The 20,505-nt window shown below is 61.3% G+C and carries 14 protein-coding genes; 9 read left to right on the forward strand and 5 right to left on the reverse strand.

Annotated features, from left to right (window positions below; translation table 11 throughout):
• Positions 1-70: 70 nt before the first annotated feature.
• Together DWY51_RS00485 and DWY51_RS00490 are read left to right on the forward strand one after the other, a co-directional pair.
• Positions 71-1,150, forward strand: a complete 1,080-nt coding sequence (locus DWY51_RS00485) for a Gfo/Idh/MocA family protein (RefSeq protein WP_117769377.1) — start codon at positions 71-73, stop codon at positions 1,148-1,150.
• Between the two features lie 3 nt (positions 1,151-1,153).
• Positions 1,154-1,900 carry a DeoR/GlpR family DNA-binding transcription regulator gene (locus DWY51_RS00490; RefSeq protein ID WP_117769379.1) on the forward strand — a complete coding sequence of 249 codons (747 nt, stop codon included), beginning with the start codon at positions 1,154-1,156 and terminating at the stop codon, positions 1,898-1,900.
• Between the two features lie 59 nt (positions 1,901-1,959).
• On the opposite strand, the gene DWY51_RS00495 is transcribed toward DWY51_RS00490, so the two are convergent.
• The gene (locus DWY51_RS00495; RefSeq protein ID WP_233504573.1) at positions 1,960-2,619 is read right to left on the reverse strand and encodes an RluA family pseudouridine synthase; all 660 of its coding nucleotides are present in this window, start codon (positions 2,617-2,619) and stop codon (positions 1,960-1,962) included.
• A 15-nt stretch (positions 2,620-2,634) separates the two neighbouring features.
• Positions 2,635-5,130 (reverse strand): U32 family peptidase, encoded by a 2,496-nt coding sequence (locus DWY51_RS00500; RefSeq protein WP_117769381.1) that lies wholly within the window; start codon positions 5,128-5,130, stop codon positions 2,635-2,637.
• Between the two features lie 300 nt (positions 5,131-5,430).
• Between DWY51_RS00500 and DWY51_RS00505 the strand changes: the two genes are divergently transcribed.
• Positions 5,431-5,808 (forward strand): Rid family detoxifying hydrolase, encoded by a 378-nt coding sequence (locus DWY51_RS00505; protein ID WP_117769383.1) that lies wholly within the window; start codon positions 5,431-5,433, stop codon positions 5,806-5,808.
• A 112-nt stretch (positions 5,809-5,920) separates the two neighbouring features.
• On the opposite strand, the gene DWY51_RS00510 is transcribed toward DWY51_RS00505, so the two are convergent.
• On the reverse strand, positions 5,921-6,577 hold the full coding sequence (locus tag DWY51_RS00510; protein WP_233504574.1) for a transcriptional regulator: 657 nt from the start codon (positions 6,575-6,577) through the stop codon (positions 5,921-5,923).
• Between the two features lie 352 nt (positions 6,578-6,929).
• Between DWY51_RS00510 and DWY51_RS00515 the strand changes: the two genes are divergently transcribed.
• From DWY51_RS00515 to xdh, 5 genes are all read left to right on the forward strand, one after another.
• A complete protein-coding gene (locus DWY51_RS00515) occupies positions 6,930-8,324 on the forward strand; it encodes a uracil-xanthine permease family protein (RefSeq protein WP_035137475.1) in 1,395 nt (464 codons plus the stop codon).
• 195 nt (positions 8,325-8,519) lie between these two features.
• Entirely contained in the window at positions 8,520-9,875 is a 1,356-nt protein-coding gene (gene ssnA, locus DWY51_RS00520; RefSeq protein ID WP_117769385.1) for a putative aminohydrolase SsnA, read from the forward strand.
• A 148-nt stretch (positions 9,876-10,023) separates the two neighbouring features.
• Positions 10,024-13,023, forward strand: coding sequence for a putative selenate reductase subunit YgfK (gene ygfK, locus DWY51_RS00525; protein ID WP_117769386.1), 3,000 nt, complete (start codon positions 10,024-10,026; stop codon positions 13,021-13,023).
• 11 nt (positions 13,024-13,034) lie between these two features.
• Positions 13,035-13,514, forward strand: coding sequence for a 4Fe-4S binding protein (locus DWY51_RS00530; RefSeq protein ID WP_117769388.1), 480 nt, complete (start codon positions 13,035-13,037; stop codon positions 13,512-13,514).
• A gap of 12 nt (positions 13,515-13,526) precedes the next feature.
• Positions 13,527-16,304, forward strand: coding sequence for a selenium-dependent xanthine dehydrogenase (gene xdh / locus DWY51_RS00535; RefSeq protein ID WP_117769390.1), 2,778 nt, complete (start codon positions 13,527-13,529; stop codon positions 16,302-16,304).
• Positions 16,305-16,784: 480 nt separating this feature from the next.
• Here the strand turns inward: xdh and DWY51_RS00540 are convergent, their stop codons facing one another.
• Positions 16,785-17,783 carry a hypothetical protein gene (locus tag DWY51_RS00540; protein WP_117769392.1) on the reverse strand — a complete coding sequence of 333 codons (999 nt, stop codon included), beginning with the start codon at positions 17,781-17,783 and terminating at the stop codon, positions 16,785-16,787.
• Positions 17,784-18,497: 714 nt separating this feature from the next.
• Between DWY51_RS00540 and DWY51_RS00545 the strand changes: the two genes are divergently transcribed.
• Positions 18,498-19,889: an ATP-binding protein gene (locus DWY51_RS00545; RefSeq protein ID WP_117769394.1), complete on the forward strand. Its 1,392-nt coding sequence runs from the start codon at positions 18,498-18,500 to the stop codon at positions 19,887-19,889.
• A 487-nt stretch (positions 19,890-20,376) separates the two neighbouring features.
• Here DWY51_RS00545 and DWY51_RS09715 read toward each other — a convergent pair whose 3' ends face one another.
• Entirely contained in the window at positions 20,377-20,502 is a 126-nt protein-coding gene (locus DWY51_RS09715; RefSeq protein WP_255412934.1) for a hypothetical protein, read from the reverse strand.
• Positions 20,503-20,505: the final 3 nt, after the last annotated feature.

Here is a 20,505-nt window from a genome sequence, read left to right on the forward strand (position 1 = left end):
CATACACGCGCATTTGTGCGAATATAGAGCTGTCAGAAATAAAAGACTTTTCACGACGCAGGAGGCAGATATGGCAGATTGTAAACAGGCTCCGCTTGATGCTGCGGCAGCCGCAAAGGCAGCGTTCGCTTCGGTCCAGGACAAGCCATTCCCCGATGATATCTTTACGGCTCCCGAGCTTCGTTGGGCTGTGATCGGGTGCGGTGTTATCGCCAACCAGATGGCCCAGTCTCTCGCTCTTTCCGGCCGCAAGCTTGCGGGCGTCGCCAACCGCACGCTGTCCAAGGCTCAGGCTTTTGCCGATCAGTATGGCATCGAGAAGGTCTACGAATCGGTCGAGGACCTCTATGCCGATCCGAACATCGACGCGATCTATATCACCACGCCGCATAACACGCACATCACCTATCTGCGTGCGGCCCTGGCAGCTGGCAAGCACGTGCTTTGCGAGAAGGCCATCACCCTCAACTCCGCCGAGCTCGACGAGGCGCGTGCCATTGCCGACGAGCATAACGTGATCCTCATGGACGCCACTACGGTGCTCCATATGCCCTTGTATCAGGAGCTGCGCCGCCGCATGGATGTCGGCGAGTTTGGCCGCATGAACCTCGCCCAACTCAACTTTGGCAGCTACAAGGAGTACGGCGACCTGACCAACCGTTTCTACAATCGCAACCTTGCTGGCGGTGCCATGCTCGACATTGGCGTCTATGCCCTGTCCGTTATGCGCCTCTTTATGGCAAGCCAGCCCGCTGAGGTCGTTTCGCTGGGCAACACCTGTGAGACCGGCGTTGACGTTGCGGGCGGCATCGTCTGCCGTAATGCCGAGCAGCAGCTGGGTGTTGTGAGCCTTACGCTTCACTCCAAGCAGCCCAAGCGCTCGGTCATCAGCTTTGACAAGTGCTATATCGAGGTCAACGAGTATCCGCGTGCCGATCACGCGACCATCGTGTGGACTGCGGACGGCCACCGCGAGGAGGTCCACGCCGGCACCGAGGCTTACGCCCTGTGCTATGAGATGGCCGATCTTGAGAAGGCCGTTGCCGGCGACGACTCCAAGCGCGAGCTACTGGATTATGCTTCTGATGTTATGGAGCTTATGACCAAGCTTCGCACCGACTGGGGAGTCGTGTACCCCGAGGAGGAGTAAGCGATGCTTGCGGAAGATAGGCTCAACGCGATCGTGTCGATGGTGCAGCAGGCCGGCTCGGTTACCGTGCCGGAGCTTGCCGAGGCTCTGGGCGTGACGGCGTCTACCATTCGGCGCGACCTGCAGACGCTCGATCGAGCGCACCGCATCGCTAAGGTCCACGGTGGAGCGACGAGTCTTGAGCGCGCGCACGTGACGCGTGACTTAACACTCAACGAGCGCAGCGACCTCCATAACGACGACAAGGAGCGTATCTGCGCCCGTGCGGCGGCGCTTGTGGAGCCCGAGAGCTTTGTATACATCGACTCGGGCTCGACGACGCTCAAGCTCATCGAGCATCTTCCACACCTTGAAGATGTCACCTATGTGACCGATTCCGTGCTCCATGCTCAGCACCTCGCTTTGCGCGGCATGCGTACCGTGGTGCTGGGCGGCGAGCTCAAGCCCGAGACCGAGGCGCTCGTTGGCCCCGATGCCTTGGCAACCCTAGACCGCTACAACTTCAATTGTGGCTTTTGGGGCTCTAACGGCATTGCCGCCGAGCAGGGCTTCACGGCGCCCGATATCGAGGAAGCGCAAGTAAAGCGTATCTCGATGCGCCATACGGCCAAGCGCTTCGTAATCTCGGACGCCAGTAAATTTGGCATGGTGGCGCCCGTCAAGTTCGCGGATTTTCGCGATGCAACGATTATTACCGCGGGCGAGGTCCCCGCCAAGTACCGGGCAATGGACAACGTCATCACGGTCTAGAAGCAGGGGCAGGCTAAGGCCAAAACCACCGCGAAGGTACCTGTCCCCATTGTGGTGGTTTAGGGCTCCCAGGGGCAGGGGGCTTCGATGTGGATGTGCTCGCCGGTAACGGGATGCGTAAAGGACACGCTGTGGGCGTGGAGCATCAATCCGCATGGGCGCGGCGTTCCGTACAGGTCGTCGCCCACCAGCGGATGGTGCTCGCTGGCCAGATGGACGCGAATCTGATGCTTGCGGCCGGTGAGCAGCTCGACATCGATATACGAACGCGTGGGCAGGCCTCGACGGCTCTTAAGGCGCTTGAGCACCTTGACGCGCGTCTGAGACGGCTTGCCGCTGGCACCGACGCGCATCTTGCGGCTATCGTGGCGGTCGCGGGCGATCGGCTTGTCGATGAGCTTTTCGTTCCAGTCTATCTTGCCCTCGGCCAGCGCCAGATAGTGCTTTTCGAAGGCGTGGTCGTTCACCATCTGGTCAAAGGCGGGCTGCGTCTGTTTGTCGAGCGAGAACAGAACCACGCCGGTGGTGTTGCGGTCCAGGCGGTTGAGCGGCTGCATGTCGGTCGCGGCAAAGCCGTCGCCCATCGCCAGCAGCAGATCGCTGGCGTAGTCGGTAAGTGTGCGCTCGCCGGTGCCGTCACCGTGGACGATCATGCCGGCGGGCTTATCGATGGCCATGAGCCAGGCGTCGCAGTAGAGGACTTGGGGTTCTTCGTTCACGTGTAAGCCTTTCGGTTAGCTAATTCCCACAAACATACAGCCCGAGGTGGCGCCGTGCAGGCGGGCGGCGGGCTTACGGCCGGCCTGCGCGGCCTCGATGGCGCGACGGACGCGTGCGACGGCGCGGCCAATCTCATCGGACTCGAGCAGGGTTCCGTCAACCATAAGACGGCGCACGCCGGCGTCGAGCAGCTGCGGAACCTGCGGCGTGAGGTCGATGGGGTAGGCATCGTACAGGCGCGAGCGGCCGTGGACGTCGGTGCGCACTGGCATGACCTTGCCATCGATATTCTTGAGCGACAGCTTGCGGGCGCGCAGGCGGCAATTGGCGCAATCGTGGATACAACCGTTGGCAACCTGCAGGATGCAGTGCTCGCTCGTCATAACGCGCGGGCGGCCGAAAACGGTGATGCCCAGGGCTGCGGGCGCGGAGGTGCCAAGCGAGATAATCTCGTCGAGCGTGATCTCGGGCGAGAGCCAAAACGCCCCGGCCCCGCGCTCGGCGAGTGCCTCCATGCAGGGCGTGTTGTGCACCGGCAGGCAAGAGCGAATCTCGACCGTGGCGCCGGCCTGCGCGGCTACGGCGAGCTCGGAGATATTGCCGACGGCGACGGTGGCTCCGGCATTGATCCAGGGATCGACGCGTGCGTGGTCAACGGCGCGGCAGACCTCGTCGAGTACGGGCACGATGCCCTGCTCAAACGCATCGGCGGGGGAGAGCTCGGCCGCATCGAGCGCGTCGGTGGTCATGTAGATGCGCGTTGCACCCTCGGCGCGAGCAGCCTCGGCGGCCTCGAACGAGGTGACGGTGGCGCAGATTTGCGGCTCATCGCGGTAGTGCTCGGGCATGGGGCGGGAATCACTGGTGACAATCGCCGGCAGCTCGAGCGTGCGGGCACGCTTCGCGTACGGTGCCAGAATGGCCTCCTCGAGCGCCTTGCAAGCGGCTGTGCGCACCTTATGTACGGCGGAAAAGCCCATGCCGCAGCCCTCATCGAGCGTCACATCAAAGCTCGCGGCCTCAAAGGGCGAGGAGCCCATGCGGCCTACATGCTCAACCAGATCGGACGCCTCGACCGCGCGGGTCTTGGCGGCCTCGACGGTAAAGCCCGTGGCCGTGGCGGTGAGCGTGGGGTCGTCGCAGCAGGTGAGCGTCACGGTAAAAGGCTCGCCAAGGCGCGCCACGACGGACACGTCTACGGCGCGGCGGCGCAGCACGTCGCGCTTGAGCGCGGCGCCGGCGGCGTCGATAGCGCGCTGGCTTCGAATCACGCGTACGCGGCAACCTTCGGGCATGCTACGGGGCACGCGGCACTCGATGATGTCGCCGGCAGCGGCATCATCGGCGGCGATGGTGGTCAGGAATTGGTCGAACTCATCGTCGTGACGAAGTTCCAGCAGGTCGCCCTTGCCCACGGGCTCAAACAGCTCGATGCGGGCGATGGCGGCGCGGCGACGACGGTCGTCAGGCTTGAGCCCGCGCACATCGCGGTTGGCCAGGCGGCTGCCCAGCACCGTGCCCACGATCTGGCCGCGGTTGTTGGAGCGCTCGTAGCTCATCATCTCGTCGCCCGAGGTGCCGTCTTGGTAGGCGTGCGTAAAGTCACGGTTAAAGCAGCGCTTGAGTTGGCGCTGGCGGGCGGCCTCTTCATCCTTAGAGGTCGAAACATGGGCCAGCATGTCATCAATCTGATGACGATACACGTCGACGATGGAATACACGTAATCGGGGGCCTTCATGCGGCCCTCGAGCTTGAGCGATGCGGGGCCGGCGTCATACAGACGGCGAACAAGCTGCGAGGTATTGGTGTCGCGCGGGCATAGCGCGCGTTCGCGACCGGCAGGGGAGAGCGAGCGGCCGTTCTCGTCGATTAGCTCGTAAGGCAGGCGACAGGGCTGAGCGCACATGCCGCGGTTGGCCGAGCGGCCCGCCATGGCAAAACTCGAGAGAAGGCACAGACCCGAGTAGCAAAAGCAGATGGCACCGTGGCTAAAGACCTCGAGGTCGACGTCGGGCGCGGCGTCGTGGATGGCGGCGATCTCGTCAATGGAGAGCTCGCGCGAGAGGGTCACGCGGTCGGCGCCCTGCTCGCGGCACCAAATAGTCCCGCGGTCGTCATGGATGTTCGCCTGGGTCGAGATGTGTGTCTCGATGCCGGGCATGGTGCGCTTGACCTCAAAGAACAGGCCCCAGTCCTGGATAATGAAGGCGTCGGCGCCCAGCGTGGAACAGCGGTGGATGAGCTGCAGCGCATCGCCCATCTCGGACTGCTTGATGACGATGTTTACCGTGACATAAACGCGCGAGCCGGCCAGGTGTGCAGCACGGCAGGCCTGTTCAAAGGCCTCGTCGGTAAAGTTTGTTGCCTTGCGGCGGGCGTTGAAGCTGCCCATGCCGCAGTAGATGGCGTCTGCCCCGGCAGCGAGCGCGGCGGCAAAAGGCTCGGGCCCTCCGGCGGGCGCCAAAAGCTCGGGTCTGCGGTTGGTGGTTCGACTGGCGGTTGCGGTCATATCCTGCCTTTCAAAATGCTCAGATACTCAAAAGTATAGTGGCGTCGCTGCGGTGGGCGACGCCCGCAGCCTAAGCAGGACAAAGTCTTCAGCAGCTTGGACTGGCTGCTCCACATGAGAACCGTTCAGCGGTTCGGGGAAACCGTTGGGCGATAAAATATTCTCGCAAGCTGATAATATTCTTGCATCAAACAGAAACCTTGAGTACTATCCCAATCAAGCGCGGTGTTCAGACCGAACTGTGCCTCCCGGTGCGAACACCGCGCTCACGCTCTCTCAATTGATCGTAAGGAGAAAAACATGAGCAAGACCGTCGTGTCTTCCGATAACGCACCCGCAGCCATCGGCCCGTATTCCCCCGGTATCCAGGCCGGCAACATGGTGTTCCTGTCCGGCCAGCTGGGCATCGATCCCGCGACCGGCAAGATGCCCGAGGGCGTCGAGGCCCAGGCCAAGCAGTCCCTCGCCAACGTCGAGGCCCTGCTGACCGCTGCCGGCGCTACCTTTGCCGATGTCGTCAAGACCACGGTCTACCTGGCCGACATCGTCGACTTCGCCGCCGTGAACGAGATCTACGCCTCCAAGTTTGAGGCCCCGTTCCCCGCGCGCAGCGCCTTCCAGGTTGCCGCCCTTCCGGCTGGCGGTCTGGTCGAGATCGAGGTCGTTGCCGCTCTCTAAGGCGTTGGCCACAACTAAACATGACATGCAAAAAGACCCTGCAGCGCGTGCGAGCTGCAGGGTCTTTTATCAAGTGACGGATCGCTTGTGGAGCCGCACTCCATTTTGCTCGTTAGCCTTCCTTGCGGACTTTTTGCAGGTAGCGGTAGACGCTGGGCTCTGAGATGCCCAGCGCGGCGGCGGCGCAGGCCACGGCGCCCTTGAGCATGAACACCCCGTTACCGTTGAGGTGGCGAACGACGTCCACGCGGTCGCTCTGACCAAGCGACGCTACATCCAGCCCGCGCGCGCTCAGCAACTCGGCAATGCTGCGGTCGATGAGCTCCTGTGTAGACTCCGAAAGGCTTTCGACCTCGATAGGGGCGGGCTCCGTGCGCGTCGGCGCCGCGTCGAAGCACGCCATGAGCTGCTGCGCCATGGCGTTGATGGAGCGCACGGTCGAGAGGTCGGTGTTGACGCAGAGCATACCGACGATCTCATCATTCTCGCGGATAAAGTACGTCGCTGACTCCAACGTCTTGCCGCCGGCACCGCGCCCCTCGTAGCCCGTAATAAACGGCAGGTCGCGATACTTGGCGTCGTGCATGATCTTGAGTGCCAGATCGGTGGCGGGACCGCCGACCTTGCGGCCGCTTACGATGCCGTTGCGAATATCGACGATGGCGTGGTCGGGATCCGAGAAATCGTGCAGCACGATTTCGCTGTTTTTGCCGAGTATCTGCTCCAGAAAATCGACCATCGGCAAAAAGCGACGTACGGTCTCGTTCACGGGCAACTCCTTTGGGTGAAATCGGAAATGTTCATAACAATTTTTTCTCATGGTAACACGCTGCCCATCATCTCGTATATCCGCAGGTACATTGCGTAATGCAGACGAACGGTAGGAATTTAGCGGTAAACGGTTGACCAAAAGAAAAGTTAGATGTTATTTTGACCAGACACTTTCCTGACCTGCGGAAATGCGTTATTTCAGCTGAAGAATAGTCTGATAACAAAAAATTATTATTGAGAATGAGAATCATCTTTAATACGATATGCAATGAAGGCACAACCTCAACCCCGCACTGCGTCACAATAGAGCGTTAGATGCGAAAACAACTACTTCGAGGATTGGTGGTCAAATGACCCAGGAGACGGTTACGAACGGCACTGAAGCCCTGTTCACTCGCGAAGGCATGCCTCCCGTTAAGGAAATGATCCCGTGTGCCCTTCAGCACGTACTGGCATCGTTTGCCGGCATCATTACCCCGGCGGTCATCATGGCCGGCGTCTACGGCTTTAATAGCCAGCAGAGTACCGACATCATCCAGGTCGCGCTCATTCTTTCGGCGATCGACACGGCCCTTCAGGCCTTCGCTCCCTTCCGTCGCATCGGCGGCGGCCTGCCCATCGTCATGGGCGTTTCGTTCGCGTTCCTGCCGGCCCTGCAGGCCATGGGTGCCTCGGGCTTTAGCTTTGGTGCGCTGCTGGGTGGCGAGATCGTCGGCGGCGCCGTCGCGGTCCTCTTTGGTCTGGCCTACAGCAAGATCAAGTGGCTGTTCCCGCCCGTCGTGACCGGTACGGTCATCTTCTCCATCGGCGTTTCGCTGTATCCCACGGCCGTCAAGTATATGGCCGGCGGTATGGGTACGCCGCTGTGGGGCACCCCGCAGGCCTGGTGCGTCGCTCTTATCACCTTCGCCGTGGTCTTTGCGCTCGCCAACTTTGGCAAGGGCACGCTCAAGCTGGGATCCGTGTTCTTTGGCATGATCGTTGGCATGATCGTCTCCATCCCCTTTGGCATGATCGACTTCTCCAGCGTCGCCACCGCTCAGGTCTTCGCCCTTCCCAAGCTCATGCCCTACGCGCTCGAGTTTGATCCCGAGGTCTGCATTACCCTCGCCGTCGTGTTCCCCATGGTTGCTATCCAGGTTATCGGTGACGTTTCCGCCGCCTGCCTGGGCTCCATCGACCGTATGCCCACCGAGCGCGAGCTCTCCGGCGCTATTGTGTCCCAGGGCCTCACCTCTATGGTCGGCGGCCTGCTGGGCGGTCTTCCCACCAGCGCCCTTGGCCAGAACGTGGGCATCATCTGCTCCAACAAGGTCGTCAACAAGTGGGTCTTTGTGATCATTGCGGCCGTCTTTGCCATCGCCGGTCTGTTCCCGCAGCTCTCTGCCGTCCTTTCCGCTATCCCGCAGCCCGTCATCGGCGGCGCGACCGTCGGCGTCTTTGGCACCATCACCATGAACGGCGTGCGCATGTTCACCCGCGAGGGCCTCACGCAGCGCACTACCACCATCGTCGGTACCTCCGTCGTCTTTGGCCTGGGTATCTGGATGGCCAGCGGTTGCCTTGCCGGCGAGGGTATGCCCACCTGGGTTTCCACCGTCATCGGCTCCAATGCCGTAACCCCCACCGCCATCATGGCCATTGTCCTTAACCTGATCCTTCCGCAGACGCCGGTCGTGGCCCAGCACATCGATGCTGCCAAGGACGCTGCCGTGGATCTGGTCTTGCCCGAGAGCAAGAAGTAACCAATTCGGTGCTATTCGTCGGCGGACGCATCGCCTCGTCCGCCGACGTCATGCGGCGCCAAGCCGCACTTCAAAGGGTTTGTCCCTTTGGTGAAGCGTTGACGGGAGAGGGCCCGTTTCCGGTGTAGGCCGGCGCTTCGCACTCCGCCATGTCAGAGGTGTCAAACCCCGCCTCTGATGTCGAAGGGAGCATCCATGCTTCTGGTCGCTAACGGTTCCGTCTTTACCCGCAACGCTCAGACCCCGTTTATTCCAAACGGTGCGGTCGCCATTGACGGAGATACGATCGTCGAAGTGGGCCCCGAGTGCGAGCTCAAGGCCAAGTACCCGGATGCCGAGTACGTCGACGCCCAGGGCAACCTCATCATGCCCGGACTCATCAACTGCCACACCCACATCTATTCGGGTCTAGCCCGCGGCCTTGCCATCAAGGGCTGCAACCCCACCAACTTCCTGGAGAATCTTGAGCAGCAGTGGTGGAAGATCGACGACAACCTGACGCTCGACGGCACCAAGGCCAGCGCCTATGCCACGATCTTGGACTCCATCCGCGACGGCGTCACCACGATCTTCGATCACCATGCGAGCTTCTGTGAGATCCCGGGTAGCCTCTTTACCATTAAGGACGCAGCTCAGGAGCTGGGCATGCGTTCGTGCCTGTGCTACGAGGTCTCCGATCGCCGCGGCCAGGAAAAATGCGACCAGGCCATTGCCGAGAACGCCGAATTTGCCCAGTGGGCCGCCAAGGAGCGTCGCGATAACGACAACCATATGATCGCCGCCATGTTTGGCGGACATGCCACCTTTACGCTTTCGGACGAGACCATGGATAAGATGGCCGAGGCCAACAACGGCCTGACCGGCTTCCACATCCATGTGTGCGAGGGCATGAACGACGTGTGGGATTCCCGCCTCAACCGCGGCGGCATCAGCCCCGTCGAGCGCCTGCTGCAGCACAACCTGCTGGGTCCCGACACCATGCTGGGCCACTGCATCCACGTGACGCCTGCCGAGATGGATATCGTCAAGGAGTCCGGCACCTGGCTCGTCAACAACCCCGAATCCAATATGGGCAACGCCGTGGGCTGCGCCCCCGTGCTCGAGTTCTTCCGCCGCGGCATCCCCGTGTGCATGGGCACCGATGCCTACACCCACGATATGCTCGAGAGCCTCAAGGTCTTCCTGATCATTCAGCGTCACAACGCCGCTATGCCCAACGTGGGCTGGTGCGAGGCAATGACGATGCTGTTCGAGAACAACGCCAAGATGGCCAGCAAGTACTTCGATCGCAAACTCGGTGTGCTCGAGGCCGGCGCTGCCGCCGACGTCATCGTCATGGACTACAAGCCCTTTACGCCGCTGAGCGAGGAGAACATCGACGGCCACATGCTCTTTGGCATGATGGGCAAAAACTGCCGCACCACCATCATCAACGGCCGCGTCCTGTACAAGGATCGCGAGTTCGTTGGCATTGATGAGGACAAGATCAACGCGTGGACCATGGCTGAGTCCAAGAAGCTCTGGAGCACGCTCAACGAACGCACCTACTAATTACAAGTAGATTCACGCGCGTCGGATGTTTCGCCGCGTTCGACGCGCGTATAGGCGGCCTCCGCGGGGTCGCCGGCGCTGTGCTAGCGCTACACCGTATTTGCGCCCGTCGCGCGGTCTCGCCGGGCGTTACAGAGAGGAGCTCATTATGAGCGACATCATGAGGCCGATCCCGTTTTCGCAGCTGATGAACTGGATCATCGAGGAGCACAAGACTCAGGGCGCCGTCTTTGGCGTGCGCAAGATGGTCACGACCAACCAGGAGGGCGCGCTTCCCATTTTTGACGAGCGCATCGAGACTCCGTTTGGCCCGGCCGCCGGTCCCAATACGCAGCTGGCCCAGAACATCGTGGCATCCTACGTGGCCGGTTCCCGCTTCTTTGAGCTCAAGACCGTTCAGGTTATGGACGGCGAGGAGCTCTCCAAGTGTGTGAACAAGCCCTGCATCGTGGCGCAGGACGAGTGCTACAACTGCGAGTGGTCGACCGAGCTCGAGGTTCCGCAGGCCTTTGCCGAGTACGTGAAGGCATGGTTTGCCTGCCACCTGATCGCTCGCGAGTACGGCCTGGGCAGCCCGGATGGTTTTGTCTTCAACATGTCCGTGGGTTATGACCTCGAGGGCATCAAGAGCCCCAAGGTCGATGCGTACATTGAGGGCATGAAGGACGCCAGCGGCTCCGAGGTTTGGAACGAGTGCCGCACGTGGGCGCTCGCTAACCTGGACAAGTTTGAGCATGTCGATGCCGCGTTTGTCGAGTCCATCCCGGCGCGCGTCTCCAACTCCATTACCGAGTCCACGCTGCATGGCTGCCCGCCGGCGGAGATCGAGCGCATCGCGACCTATCTGATTACCGAGAAGGGTCTCAACACCTACATCAAGTGCAACCCCACGCTGCTGGGCTATGAGTTTGCCCGCCAGCGTCTGAACGAGCTGGGCTTTGACTACATCGTTTTCGATGACACGCACTTCCGTGAGGACCTGCAGTGGGCCGATGCCGTGCCTATGTTCGAGCGCCTGATTGCCCTGTGCGCCGAGCGCGGCCTGGAGTTTGGCGTCAAGCTGACCAACACCTTCCCCGTCGACGTGACGAGAAACGAGCTGCCCTCTACCGAGATGTACATGTCCGGCCGTTCGCTGTTCTCGCTGACCATCGAGGCCGCCCGCCGCATTACCGAGCAGTTTGACGGTAAGCTGCGCATCAGCTACTCCGGTGGTGCCACGGTCTACAACATCCGCGCCCTGTATGATGCCGGCATTTGGCCCGTCACCCTGGCGACCGACGTGCTCAAGCCCGGTGGCTACGAGCGCTTTAGCCAGATGGCCGGCGAGTTTACCGACCTGGATGGCAAGCCGTTTGCGGGCGTCTCGCTCGAGGCCGTGACCGCGATTCAGACCGACTCGCTCACCAACCCGCTCTACAAGAAGCCGCTGCGCCCGCTGCCCGACCGCAAGGTCGCCGGCAAGAGCCCGCTTTCCGACTGCTTTACCACGCCGTGCCGCACGAGCTGTCCCATCCAGCAGGATATTCCCGCCTATCTGGCGGCTGTTGACGAGGGCCGCTTCGAGGACGCGCTCAACATCATCATCGAGCGCAACGCCCTGCCGTTTATCACCGGCACCATCTGCCCGCATCCCTGCGGCCGCGCTTGCGAGCGTGCGTTCTACGAGCCCGAGGGTGCCCAGATTCGCGCCAGCAAGCTCAAGGCTGCCCGCGAGGCCATGACCGCCGTGCTGCCCAAGCTGCGCGCCCAGGCCATTGCCAACGACGGCGAGCACAACGTTGCCGTTATCGGTGGCGGCCCGGCCGGTCTGGCGACGGCGTTCTTCCTGACGCGTGCCGGCGTGCCCGTCACTATCTTTGAGGCCCGCGATTCGCTCGGCGGCGTGGTCCGCCACGTGATCCCCGAGTTCCGTATTGCGAGCGACGATATCTCCCACGATGCCGAGCTCTGCCTGGCCTTTGGCGCCAAGGTGCAGCTCAACGCTCGCGTGGATTCCATTGAAGAGCTCAAGGCCCAGGGCTTTACCGACGTGGTCGTGGCCACCGGTGCCTGGATGCCCGGCTCTGCGGGCTTGGGCGAGGGTGCCGAGCTCGACGTGCTGGAGTTCCTCGAGACCGCCAAGAAGGGCGAGAAGCTCGAGCTGGGCGAGGACGTCGTGGTCATCGGCGCCGGCAACACCGCCATGGATGCTGCCCGCGTGGCCAAGCGCCTGGCTGGTGTGAAGAACGTGCGCCTGGTGTATCGCCGCACCAAGAAGCAGATGCCCGCCGACGAGGAAGAGCTTGATCTTGCTCTTGCCGACGGCGTTGAGTTCTGCGAGCTGCTGGCGCCCAAGGCACTCAACGGCGCCGTGCTGACCTGCGATGTTATGGAGCTTGGCGAGCCGGATGCAAGCGGCCGTCGCAGCCCCGTCGCCACGGGCGAGACCGTCGAGCTTCCCGCCACCACGGTGATCTGCGCCGTGGGCGAGGGCATCGACGCCAGCCTGTACGATGCCGCGGGCGTCGAGCACGACCGTCGCGGCCGCCTTGCCGCCACCTCCACCGGCGTCGAGGGCGTCTGGGCTGCGGGCGACTGCCGTCGCGGTCCTGCTACCGTGGTCGAGGCCATCGCCGATGCCGCCGAGGTTGCCCGTGCCATCGCCGGCGTGGACTTTAACAAGTACGCCGACCAGAATGCTCAGGCCGGCCGCGAGGACACCTGCTACGAGCGCAAGGGGTCGCTGTGCCGCGACAAACGCAACTGCACCAAGACCCGCTGCCTGGGCTGCGGCTCGGTGTGCGAGGTCTGCTGCGACGTGTGCCCCAACCGCGCCAACGTGGCAATTAAGGTGCCGGGCCTGGCCAAGCATCAGGTCGTCCATGTCGACGGCATGTGCAACGAGTGCGGCAACTGCGCCGTGTTCTGCCCTTACCAGGAGGGTCGTCCCTACAAGGACAAGCTCACCCTGTTCTGGAGCGAGGAGGACATGGAGAACTCCGAGAACGAGGGCTTCCTGGCCGTGGACGAGGACCACTTTAAGGTTCGCGTCGCCGGCACGGTCCGCACCGTCTCGGTCGATGCCGTCAACACCGGTCTTCCCGAGGCCGTCCGCCTGACCATCAGGGCTGTGCGCGACAACTATTCGTACCTTCTTAAGAAATAGGCGAGTCTCTTATGGCCAAATCCATTCAACATAACGTGGCCTACGTTGCCTGCGGAAGCGGTTGCGCCTCCGCAGGCGGCGATGCCCGCTGCAGCGAAGGCTGCATTGGCTGTGGCGCCTGCGTCACGGCTTGCCCCCACGGTGCCATCTCACTGGTCGACGGCGTTGCCCGCGTGGACCGCTCCAAGTGCACGGGCTGCGGCCTGTGCGGCATGGCGTGCCCGCAGCGCGTGATTGCCTTCGTTCCCGGCTACCAGAACATCCTGGTGCGCTGTAACAACACCGACAAGGGCGCCATTGCGCGCAAGATCTGCGACACGAGCTGCATCGGTTGCGGCATGTGCGCCAAAAAGTGCCCTGCCGGCGCTATTCGCATCGAGGACAACTGCGCCCATATCGACGGCGCGGACTGCCTGTCGTGCGGCATGTGCGCGGTTGTGTGCCTGCATGGCGCCATTCACGACCGCACCGGCATTGCCGCCGGCGTGTAGAAGGGAATCACCATGGCACAGGAATTCACTTTTACCGTTAACGGCGTGGAGCGCACGACGACTCAGAACAAACCGCTGCTGCGCTACCTGCGGGACGACCTGCATATTCACTCCGCCAAGGACGGCTGCTCCGAGGGCGCGTGCGGTACCTGCACCATCCACGTGGACGGTGCGGCCGTCAAGGCGTGCGTGCTGACCACCGCGCTTGCCGCCGGCCGTAACATCGTAACCGTCGAGGGCCTGCCCGAGGACGTGCGCGAGGCCTTTGTGTACGCCTTTGGCGCCGTGGGCGCCGTGCAGTGCGGCTTTTGCATCCCCGGCATGGTCATGGCGGGTGCGGCACTCATCGCCGAGGACCCCGAGCCCACCGAGGAACAGATCAAGTACGCCATTCGCGGCAACGTCTGCCGTTGCACCGGCTACAAGAAGATTATCGAGGGCATTTCGCTGGCAGCCGCGGTGCTCCGCGGCGAAAAGCAGATCGACGAGGACCTGGAGCGCGGCGATGACTACGGCGTGGGCAAGCGCGCCTTCCGTATCGACGTGCGCAAGAAGGTGCTCGGCGAGGGCAAGTACCCCGACGACATCGACGAGCTCGACCAGCCGGGCCTGACCTATGCCAGCGCCGTGCGCTCGAAGTACCCGCGTGCCCGCGTGCTCTCCATCGATACCTCCAAGGCCGAGGCCCTGCCCGGCGTGGTGGGCATTCTGCGCGCCGAGGACGTGCCGGTCAACCAGGTCGGCCACCTTATCCAGGACTGGGACGTCATGATCGCCCAGGGCGATATCACCCGCTGCGTGGGCGATGCCATCGTGCTGGTGGTTGCCGAGGACGAGGCGACGCTCGAGAAGGCCAAGAAGCTCGTCAAGGTTGATTACGAGCCTCTGGAACCCGTGCGTAACATCGCCGAGGCCAGGGCTGCCGACGCTCCGCGCCTGCACGACAGCTTCTTTGCCTTTGGCAACACGGTGGAGCTCAAGGACAACGTATGCCAGAGCCGTCACGTGACGCGTGGCGACGCCGCCAAGGCGCTGGCGGAGAGCGCGTTCACCGTGACGCAGCGCTTTACTACGCCCTTTACCGAGCATGCTTTCTTGGAGCCCGAGTGCGCCGTCGCCTTCCCGTACAAGAACGGCGTCAAGGTGCAGTCGACCGACCAGGGCGCCTACGACACGCGTAAAGAGTGCGCCCACATGTTTGGCTGGGATAGCGAGCCCGAGCGCGTGGTCGTCGAGACCATGCTCGTGGGCGGCGGCTTTGGCGGCAAGGAGGACGTGTCCATCCAGCACCTGGCCGCGCTCGCCGCATATAAGTTCCAGCGTCCCGTGAAGTGCAAGCTCGCGCGTGCCGAGTCGCTCGCGTTCCATCCCAAGCGCCACGCCATGGACGGCACCTTTACACTGGGCTGCGACGCCGAGGGCAACTTTACCGGCCTGGATTGCGAGATCAACTTTGATACCGGCGCCTACGCGTCGCTGTGCGGCCCGGTGCTCGAGCGCGCCTGTACGCATGCCGTCGGCCCCTACAAGTACCAGAATACCGACATTCGCGGCTTTGGCTACTACACCAACAACCCGCCCGCCGGCGCGTACCGCGGCTTTGGCGTTTGCCAGTCCGAGTTTGCGCTCGAGAGCCTGATCGACCTGCTGGCCGAGAAGGTCGGCCTGGATCCGTGGGAGATTCGCTACCGTAACGCCATCGAGCCGGGCGAGGTTCTGCCCAACGGGCAGATTGCCGACTGCTCCACGGCGCTGAAGGAGACGCTGCTCGAGGTCAAGGATGCCTACTATGCGCATCCCGGACACGCCGGTATCGCCTGCGCCATGAAGAACGCCGGCGTGGGCGTGGGCCTGCCCGATGCCGGCCGCTGCAAGATTCGCGTCGAGAACGGCGTGGCCGTGGTCTATGCTGCCACGTCCGACATCGGCCAGGGCTGCAACACGGTCTTTTTGCAGGACGTTGCCGAGGCATGCGGCCTGCCGCTTCGCTGCATCGCCAATGGCGAGTGCTCTACCGAGAACGCTCCCGACTCCGGCACCACGTCTGGCTCGCGTCAGACGGTCGTGACCGGCGAGGCCGTGCGCGGCGCCGCCTTCCTGCTGCGCGATGCCATGCTTGACATCGAGGCCGGCAAGCATGCACCCGATGCTCCTGTGAGCGCCCATGGTGATGGCATCAAGATCGAGTACGACGACGGTCGCGCCTATCAGCTGCACACACAGGAACTCGTCGCCGGCCAGGGTATGTATCCTCAAGATCCCGCGGCTGCTATCAAGGCACTCGAGGGATGCGAGTTTGGCTACGTGTACCTGGAGCCGACCGACAAGCTGGGTGCGGATGTTCCCAACCCCAAGAGTCACATCTGCTACGGCTTTGCCACGCATGTGGTCATTTTGGACGACGACGGCCGCGTGAGCGAGGTCTATGCCGCACACGATTCCGGCAAGGTGGTCAATCCCATCTCCATCCAGGGTCAGATCGAAGGCGGCGTGCTCATGGGTATGGGCTATGCGCTTACCGAGGATTGGCCGCTCAAGGACTGCGTGCCCCAGGCGAGGTACGGCACGCTCGGGCTGTTCCGCGCGCCCGAGATTCCGGATATCCACGCCATCTACGTGGAGAAGGACGAACTGTTGCCCGTGGCATACGGCGGCAAGGGCATCGGCGAGATCGCAACGATCCCCACGGCGCCCGCCGTGCAGAACGCCTACCGCACGTTTGACGGCAAGCTGCGTCCAAATCTGCCCATGGTGGATACGCCCTACAGCCGCGTCCGCAACCGCGGGTAGGGTAGGGCGCGGACAGCCATTACTGACGAGCTGTTCGCGCTCAACATCAACTGCATATGCTGCGCCTTTGGCCCCAGCTCCATCGTGAGTCGGGGCCTTTTGTTTGGAGCGCCTCCGCATGCGGAAACTGCGTCCCAGAATTTCGCTTCAGAGTGGGATGCCGTTTCCGGCTGAACCCTCTGGCGGAAAGTTCATCCCAGAATTGACGCTCGGAGTGGGACACAGTTTCCGGATGGAACCTCAGCGGAAATTGCGTCCCAGTTTGAGCGTCTATTCCGGGATGCAGTTTCCGCTGGGCGCTTCAGCCGGAAAGCGTGTCCCGTTCTGGGCCTTGATTCCGGGACACGGTTTCCGCTAGGTATGCCATATGGAAGGCGCATCCCATTCTGAGCACTCAATCTGAGATATGGTTTCCGCGGTGCCGCCAACTGGAAAGTGTGCCCCAGTTTGATGGGCAGGCGGGCATAAGCTCAACAGCTCCTACAGGTCCACCTCGTTGAGCCATGTCGGCAGCGCGGTCTGCCGGATGCCTGCCGTCTGTAGCTTTTTGGCGAGCACTCCTGCCGAGCGGACCTCGCTGATGGTAAAGCGCAGCAGAGGGTGACCGTAGAGCGATAGGTGCGCCTCGCGCTGTCGTTCGGCAACGAGCGCCTCGGCGGTGGTGCGTCCGGCCAGCATGGTCTGGTCGGTATATTTGATGAGCCCGTCGAGCTCGCCCAGCGTGAGTTCCCGCGCCTGGCGCTCCCAGGCAAAGTCCGTTCGTATGGGCTTGGCCGAATTGAAGGGGTCCGTCAGCTCGTATTGAAGCCAATCGGGCGCAAAGCCCGTCTCGATCATGACGGCTCGGGCGACCGATTCCCCGCCGCTCTCGGCGCGGGCGTCGGCATATCGAAGCGTTGTGAGAGCCGTACGAATCGCGCGACCATTGCGGGCAGTTGCTCGTTGCTCGACGGCCTCCATCAGCTGTTCCCGCACAAGGACGAGCTTTGAGATCGCCGAATCGGCAATGGGCATACCGTCGGCAAAACCGGTCTGCAACAGGCAATCTGTAACCGTTTGGATGGGCGGCGTTACCGATATGCCGGCTCTGCGTTTTGCTCCGGCCGGCTCAATCTGGTGCCGCTGAATATGTGCGCCCGGACGAGCCGACGGCTTGGTGGTACTGCAGACATGCACGACATTCAGGTGTCGCCACGAGACCTCGAGCCCCAGCAGACAGGCGGCCGAAAACGAGCAGAACGTCCAATCGGGGTGGATGATCGCAAGGGCGCGGAGGATTTCGCAATGGCGTTGCGCTCGGTTGAGTTCATCCCAGCGCGTTTTTCGCGCAAACAACCCCGGCATGGGCGAGACAACCGTGCCGCCGGTGCGCCGAAGGAGCGCTTTTCGGATCGCCGTGCTCGGGGGAATCAGGCAGCGCCCCTCTTGTTCGGCTTGAGTGAGCAGTTGGTCGATGAGCTGGTCATTGCAATGGGTCATGAGCTACCGCCTCCTTTTGGGTAGCAAAAACGTATCAGCTGGAACTTGCCGCTCAGCTGACCAAAAGCTGACCAAAATCTAACCATGCAGGTAGATGACCTGCTTTTGGCAACATATTTCTTGTTTGAATCGGTGGGCGGTAATCGGCGACCGTGAACGGTAACTGGATATGAAGTCTTGGTAAGTTTCGGGACGTGTACTTTTTGAAAAAGAGCATTCTATCTGCTGTTTTGTGTTTCTGGATCGCATATTTGAAGGCATGTGATAAGGGCGGCGGACTGTCGCCTTGTATCTGCGGAAACTGTGACCCGGAATTGCCACTCGGAATGGGACGCGCTTTCCGGACAGCCCTTCAAGCGGAAACTACACCCCAGATTTCGGCCTCAGAGTGGGATGCCGTTTCCAGATCGGGCCTCAAACGGAAATTGCATCCCGGAACGAGCCTTCAGAGCGGGATGAACTTTCCCAACGGGCCGCATGCGGAAACTGTGTCCCGGAATTGCCACTCAGAACGGGACACGCTTTCCGGATGGGATGCTTGGCGGAAACTACGGCCCAGTTTTGGCTCCAGAACGGGATGCATTTTCCGGAACGGTCCACGTGCGGTGGTGTACCGCCCCTTTTGCGTGCGCTGCCTGTCGAATTACGTTATAGCTAGCTATATTATAGGAAGGTATAATATAGCTAGCTATAACGTAAAGGAAGGATGGCCCTATGTTTATCGGAAGAACAGCGGAAATGTCCGAGCTCAATCGACTGTATGGCACGGGCTCCTTTGAGATGCCTGTGATTTACGGCCGCCGTCGCGTGGGTAAAACGCGCCTTATCACAGAGTTCATCCAAGGCAAGAGGGCTATTTACTTTCAAGCTCGTCGTACCAATGCAGAGGCAAACCTGCACGGCTTTAGCCAGGCGATACTTGCGGGTTCGGTTGGTGCTGCAGGCGTGTCGTTTCGTAGTTTTGACGAGGCGTTCGATGCATTGGCCACCATGGCTCGCACGGAACGTTTGATTGTTGTGATTGACGAGTATCCCTATCTCGCCCAATCGAATCCCGAGATCAGCTCGTTGCTGCAAGACAAGATCGATCACTTGTACAAAGAGACCAAGCTCATGCTTATCCTGTGCGGCTCGTCTCTTTCGTTTATGGAGGAACAGGTGTTGGGCTACGAGAGCCCACTATACGGTAGGCGTACGGCCCAGTTTAAGATCTTGCCGCTCGATTTTATGACGACTCTCGGCCTGTGGCAGAGCATGGGTCGCGAAGACGCTGCAGTTTGCTATGGCATGACGGGCGGCATTCCTGCATATATCGAGAAAGTCGATCCTGCCGCACCGCTCAAGGACAACATCAAACGTCTTTTTCTTACTCCTACGGGCTATCTCTTTGAGGAGCCGAGTAACCTGCTATTGCAAGAGTGCCGCAATCCCGAGCAATATGATGCAATCGTGCAAGCAATTGCTCAGGGGCGCTCGAAGATCTCGGAGATTGCGAGCTCTACGGGAATCCCTGCGAGCAACGTAAAGAGCTATGTGGATAAGCTGGCGTCGCTTGGGATTGTCGAGCGCGAGCTGCCCCTAAACGAGACGAGCAATAAGCGAGCCGTGTATCTGCTGAGCGATCAGATGTTTAGGTTCTGGTACAAGTTTGTTCCGCAGAACATCGGGCTGATTCAAAACGATATGGCCGAGATGGCGTATAAGCGCATTGAGCCGTACGTATCGGATTACATGGGTACGGTCTTTGAGCTCATATGCAGACAATACGTGTACGAACTCGCGCGGGCGGGCCAGCTCGATGTGGTTCCGGCGAGCGTCGGGCGCTGGTGGGGGACGGATAATCGTACGCATACGCAGGAAGAAATCGACTTGATTGTTGACGATGGCGAGGGCGATGCGCTGTTTGCGGAGTGCAAATGGCGCAATGAACCGGTAGGCGAGGATGTTCTGGAAAAGCTCGTGTACCGAAGCGAGCTCTTTAGGCGGCAGCATAAAAGCTACGTGATCTTTTCGAAGCGTGGCTTTACGCAAGGATGTCAGGAAGCTGCGGCGAGCAGGGGAGATGCCAAGCTGATTTCGTTTGCCGAGATGTGCGAGCGGAGATAACCAAGCGCGCTCTGATGTGATGCTCGGAATGGGATGCGCTTTCCTTTTGCAACCCTTGGCGGAAAGCGTGTCCCAGATTTCGGCTTCAGAATGGGATGCCGTTTCCGGATCGGCCCTCAGGCGGAAACTACGACCCGGAATTTGGCTCCAAAACGGGATACGCTTTCCCGGTGGCATCTCTAGCGGAAACTGCATCCAGGAATGAGCTCTCGGAACGGGACACGCTTTCCCATCGGGGCTTCAAACGGAAACCGTGTTCCGGAATTGAGCCTCAGGGTGGGACGCATTTTCCGGTAGAGGCCTGGGACGGAAGGCGTGTCCCAGAATCCGGCTAATCCGATGGCCAGGTGGTTGAGCGAGCGGGCTCCGGGGCTCCATTACTGAAAATTCATTTGTTAAACCTGGCAACCGTAGGTAGAATAAAGTCGACGGCAGCCCAAGGGTGATAGCTGGGCAGCGCCGTTACTTAGTTCAAGGGGTCAATGCCTTAACGGCGTCGACCCCTCTTCTTTTGCTTCGTACGCTGCTTAAGTGCCTCGGAAAGTCCGATAAGCGCCGTGAGGAGCGAGACCAAAGCGGTCAGGAGCTTCACGAAATCAATCAGATCGGTCATGGG

This window comes from Collinsella sp. AF25-2LB (genome assembly GCF_003458415.1).
GTDB lineage: Bacteria > Actinomycetota > Coriobacteriia > Coriobacteriales > Coriobacteriaceae > Collinsella.